Origin of the sequence: Paenibacillus ihuae, from assembly GCF_001368795.1 — a bacterium.
Taxonomy (GTDB): Bacteria; Bacillota; Bacilli; order Paenibacillales; family Paenibacillaceae; genus Paenibacillus_AQ; species Paenibacillus_AQ ihuae.
The window spans coordinates 2,031,336-2,036,736 of sequence record NZ_LN831198.1 but is presented as its reverse complement, the minus strand read 5'-3'; the positions used below and the strand labels follow the sequence as shown (position 1 = coordinate 2,036,736).

The 5,401-nt window shown below is 49.6% G+C and carries 3 protein-coding genes and 2 pseudogenes; all 5 read right to left on the bottom strand.

Features of this window, described 5'->3' with window-relative positions:
- Positions 1 to 171, bottom strand: a pseudogene (locus AQR02_RS33860) (fatty acid desaturase); the annotation flags it as partial.
- Between the two features lie 145 nt (positions 172 to 316).
- Positions 317 to 1,924, bottom strand: coding sequence for a response regulator (locus tag AQR02_RS09145; protein ID WP_054940302.1), 1,608 nt, complete (start codon positions 1,922 to 1,924; stop codon positions 317 to 319).
- A 17-nt stretch (positions 1,925 to 1,941) separates the two neighbouring features.
- Positions 1,942 to 3,327, bottom strand: a complete 1,386-nt coding sequence (locus AQR02_RS09140; RefSeq protein WP_187388772.1) for an ABC transporter substrate-binding protein — start codon at positions 3,325 to 3,327, stop codon at positions 1,942 to 1,944.
- Positions 3,324 to 5,048 carry a sensor histidine kinase gene (locus AQR02_RS09135; RefSeq protein ID WP_054940300.1) on the bottom strand — a complete coding sequence of 575 codons (1,725 nt, stop codon included), beginning with the start codon at positions 5,046 to 5,048 and terminating at the stop codon, positions 3,324 to 3,326. Before AQR02_RS09135 ends, AQR02_RS09140 begins: the two co-directional genes overlap by 4 nt.
- A gap of 147 nt (positions 5,049 to 5,195) precedes the next feature.
- A pseudogene (locus AQR02_RS33855) lies at positions 5,196 to 5,401 on the bottom strand (carbohydrate ABC transporter permease); the annotation flags it as partial.

Sequence of the window (5,401 nt, the reverse complement as noted above, 5' to 3'; positions counted from 1 at the left end):
CAAGGTCAGCCAATAAGATACAGAAAGACTCAAGTAGGCTGCGGCCCATAACAGGATCAGCGGTCCGAGGGTATTAATAAGCTGGTTTATACTTCTTTTATGGTCGTTTTGTTCAAAAGGGGCCACGCTTTTTTTTAGGCTTGAGAGCTGGGTAGCATTGCTCTTCGTCATCTGGTCGTTTCCTCCTCGTGTGTCCGGTAATGGATACATTCATCTATACTTATCATTATAAGGAAGGAAGTATCATGACAGTAAGGCATAAACATCAAGGAGAGGGTATGACAAATATCATACCCTCTCCTTGATCCAATTATTATTAAATTCCTTCATTCGCCTGATTAGCATATTGCTCACGGTATTCTGTCGGCGTTTTGCCGGTTGCCTTCTTGAACACCTGGGTGAAATATCTGGGGTCCTGATATCCGACAAGCGGTGCCACCTGATAGACCTTCACATTGCTGTTCTGAAGGATATATTTAGCCTTCTCCATCCGGTAGTAGGTCACAAACTCCAGGAAGGTATAACCCGAGATCTGTTTGAACAAGGTGCAGAAATGGCTGATGCTTAGGTCCGCCACTTCCGCAACTTCTTCGATGCTAAGATCTTTATGATAATTATCTTCAATGTACCGCTTGGCCTTATCGACGACACTCCGGCCGTCTTCACGGGTGACCTGCTTGCTGCCCTCCTGCATCCAGCTGCGGAAGTCCTCCTTGAGGACATTGATAACAGAGGCTAGTGTTCCCAGTCCCTGCAGCTTGCCCAGCAGCCCTTCGAGCGACCACTCCGCCTGCATGTTCAGCTGCTCAAATTGTCTGTACAAGACTACGACAAGCTCGATAATGATCCGCTGTGCTAATTCCTTTGGCAGCGACTGGGATTCAATAAAGCTGGCCATTTCATCGAACAGGGCCAGCATCCGCTCCAGATTCAAGGTACGGATACTCTCAATGAGCGAAAGCTCCAATTCCTTTGGATACTGCACCTCACGTCCGGCGTCCTCCGGCGTCTCCTCTTCAATGAATACCCCCGCCTGACCGGAGTAAAAGCGCTGGTACAGCGCTTTGGCAGCTAGGGGATATACGGTGCTTAATTGATCTATTCCCTGTGTGCTGCGACTGATGCCCACAGAACAGTGCAGCTTGGAATAGCGCTTAATATCGGCAACCAGCCGCTCACCGAGTTCTTTTTTGACTGTACTCAGGCTTCCTGGGAACAACAGCACCCACTCTCCATTGTAGAACGGGAAGATTGACAATGCCCCGTTCTCCAGCGACCACTCTTCAAGAATATTGCGGATTGCGAACAGCCACAGATGTTTCTCTTCTGCGCTCCATTTGGCGGTTAGGGCGGCATAATCGTCCAGCCGGACAACAGCCATGAAATATTCCCCCTCCAGTTCGCTGTTCTCCAGCCACTTCAGATGCTGCAGCGGACGCGCATTGCCAAGTGTGAACTCGGTGAACATCCTTTCTCTCGCCAGCATGGACAGCATCTGCACCGAATGCATCAGCTGCTCATTCTCTTTCTGGCGGTCTAGCTTAAGCCGCGCCCGGGTCAGCATTTCCGTCAGCTCGTCATGGTCAATCGGCTTCAGCAGATAGTCAAACGCGCCCAGCCGCAGCGCATCCCGTGCGTATTCGAATTCACCGTAACCGCTGATAAATATAAACAGCAGCTTCGCACTCCGCGGCAGCACTTCTTTCATTAAAGCAATCCCGTCAATCACAGGCATGCGGATATCACTGATCACAATATGCGGGGAATGCTCTTCAATAAGCCTCAATGCCGCTTCACCGTTCCGCGCTTCACCCGCGATGGTAAGACCCAGCTCCTCCCACGTGATCGCCACTTTCAGGCTGCGCAGAATGATCGGCTCATCATCCACCAGCAGTACTTTATATTTCTCTTGCCGTGCACCCATTCCCGGCACCTCCCAGATTATTGAAGTGTTGAGCTTTGTATGAGATTCCAGTATTGCTCGGACGAGGTCTGCAGCTGCCCAATAGCATCATCAGCAGACAGACCGCCGTCAATCATATCTTCGATCACACTGAGGAAGGTCTTCTTCACTTCAGGTGACAATAAGTTGTCATAAGGCACGAAGCTCTGGTGGTTCTGTTCCATCACCGTCATGACTTGAGCAAACACCGGCCCTGTCTTCTCCGGATCAAAGGTGATGCGCATGGAGGGAATTCTTAATCCCTCATAGACGATCCGTGTCTGGATTTCCTTCGTATAGAAGGCTTTCATCAATTCCAGTGCCGCCTCCCGCTTAGCTTCTGTCAGGCTGGAAGATAGGCCAATCCCGATCGTATAGCCGCCTGCAATCGAGGCTTCTTTTCCTTTGATTAATGAAGGAAAGGGAATGACGCCTACCTGGTTCTGAAAATCAGCAGGAGCTGTCTCCCCCGTAAAAAGGTTGATGTCCCAGTTACCGTTTAGGTACATCCCGGCTTCACCGCCCGTGAACATCCGGACCGCCTCTTCTGGTGAGGTATCATTGGAAGCGCTGCTGAATGCCCCTTCATCAATCCATTTCTTCAGATGCTCAAAAGCCTGCTGATAGGCCTTATTCTTAAAGGTGACTGCATCTTTGCCTGTTACCAGCTTCTGAATCAGGACCGGTCCGGCATAACGGTCCATCAGATAATGCGCAAAAATGCCTGCAGGCCAGCGGTCTTCATTGCCGAGGGCAAAGGGGATGTAGCCGGCTTTTTTCAGCTGTCTGATCGCTTTATCAAGCTCTTCCACCGTCCCTGGAGGTCTGATACCCAGCTTATTGAACAAAGCCTTGTTATAATAGAGTGGTTCCGCATTTCCTTCAATCGGCAGCCCGTAGATATGATTGTTGAAGGTCCAGAGTTGCAGATCGCTGAACTGGTCTCTCAGGCCGTTCTCCTGCACGAAATCCGTCAGATCCATCAGACGGTTGGAACGAACATACGGCTCGATCTCGGCACCGCCGAAGAGCACAAACATATCGGGCGGCGTACCGGTGACCATTTCGCTTTTCAGCTTCTGCTCGCGGTGAATAGTCTGGTCCAAGCCTTCGAAGTTTACCTTCACATTCGGATGTTCCTTCTGATAATCCCGGACGACCTCTTCAAAGATAGCGAGCAGCGGCCGGTCATGCTCCTTCATCCAGAAATGGCGGAAGGTCAGCGTTATTTTCTCGGGAGAGTTGTCTTCGATCGGCTCCTTGTAGCCAATTGTTATAAACAGCACCGCTCCGGCCATTATTAAGATATAGAGCAAAATCCAGCCCCATTTGGTTAACCATCTCACAGCATTTGTCCCCACTTTCGTCCCGCTTACGTTCTTCATGGCTGAATTTTTGGAATACGGATACAGATGGTCGAACCGAATCCCGGAGATGAACAGACTAGAATGCCGTAAGGATTGCCAAAACGGATGTTGAGACGCTCATGCACATTCCGGAGCCCCACCCCGTTGTCGCTGTATTTCTTCGGATTGCTGTGTTCCTTATCCCAAAGACTCATCAAGGTCGTCAGGTCAAAGCCCGGACCATTGTCCTTCACAATGATGATAATATCCTTGCCGTTCTCCTGTGCACCGATTGTAATCACCCCATGCTCTTCCATCTGCTCAATGGCATGATAAAGCGCATTCTCCACGATCGGCTGTACGATCAGCTTCTGGGTCATCACCAGTTTGAGCGGATCGGGCAGATCGATGGCATAGCTGAACTTATCTTCAAAGCGGAATTTCTGGATATCCAGATAATGCCGGACATGCTCAAACTCCATCTGCAGCGGAATCAGCTCCTGATTCTGGCTGATGCTGATCCGCAGCAGCTTGCCGAGCGAGACGACCATCTTACTGATGTCACGGTTGCCTGCCAGCACCGCCATGGAGTTGATGGATTCGAGTGAATTATAGATAAAATGCGGATTGATCTGCGCCATGAGCGCCTGCATTTCCGCTTCCTTTTTGCGTCCCTGTTCCGTCTGTACCTGCTGGATCAGTTCACTAATCTGTGAGCTCATCCGGTTGAATCCGTCGATCAGCAGGTCACTTTCATCATCGGACCGCACAGGGCTGGTTATGGGCATAAAAATCCCCTGCTTTACCCTTTTCATCCCGTTGACCGCACTGTTGATGCTGCGTACAAGCCTCCTGATAAAATAACGGTCAAATAAAAAGGCGGACAAAAGTGAAACCGTTCCCAAGATAATGGCTAAATTGCGGATGGAAGCCGACTCCGAGGAAATCAGATTCATCGGTGTGATCGCTGCCAGATACCAGTCCGCATTATGTGAAGGCAGAAAAGTAATCAGTGATTTCTCTCCTTGATAATTGTCGATGTAATAGTCCTGCGTCTGGGTATAATCCTCCTGTAAAAATGGAAAATCCGTCCGTTGTCCGATATGCTCCCCGGATTTATTGAAGACGATATTGCCCTGTTTGTTGACAAGCAGAATATCCCCTTTCTTCAGCGTCGCTGCTTCCCAGAAAATCTGATCAAGCAAATCAGGCTTAACATAAACGACGAGGTAGCCTATATCCTCAAGGGAATAATAGTCTTTGATGACTCTGGCCTGTACAAGCACCGGATTTCCGGAGGTTTCGGAGCCATTCTCTCCTGGACCTGACCAGACGGGCCGGCCCTCCGCACTTTCCATGGCGCCATACCACACCTGTTTACGCATATCTGCAAAAGACATCGGCGCATTGTACTGATAAAGCAAACGGTCCTTGCCGTAAAGGCTGAAGGAGGTAATCATTGGATGGTTAATCAGCAGATTGTTGATTTCCTGCTTGCGGTCATACGTCAGCACGAAATTCGGCTGCTTCAGCGACTGCTGAATCGCCGGCTGTGTAATGGCCGAATTGGTGATCGAAGAGATTTCACTGAGCGCAAATTTAAGCTTGCGGTCTGTCTCCAAAAGAGAGATCCAATAGAAATTACTTGATTTCTTCTCCATCGCACTTGAGAAATACACGTAGGTAACGGTACCCATAATGATTACGGGAATGAACACGAGAAGAATAATAGCGAATAAAATTTTGCGCCGTAGCTTCATTTCTCCTTACCTTCTCCCTGCTGCCTTAAGGTGACTTAAGCGAAACGAATGCCGCCCTCTTTTTAAAAGGACGGCTCTGGCGTTTCTGCTTTATTTACTATTCTTCACGGAACTTCCGGTTTCCTTGTTTACCGGCCAAAACCAGATTTAACTCTTGATTGCGCCTGAAGTCAGGCCGGCAATGACCCAGCGGCTGAACAGCAGGAACACGATCAGCAGCGGCAGGGTGGCGGTAAAGGTTGCGGACATGATCATACCATAATCAAGCCCGTCACGGGTTGTAAAGAGCTGCTGCAGGGCGAGCTGAATCGTATAATGTTCCTTGTTTTTCAAGACTACGAGCGGCCAGAAGA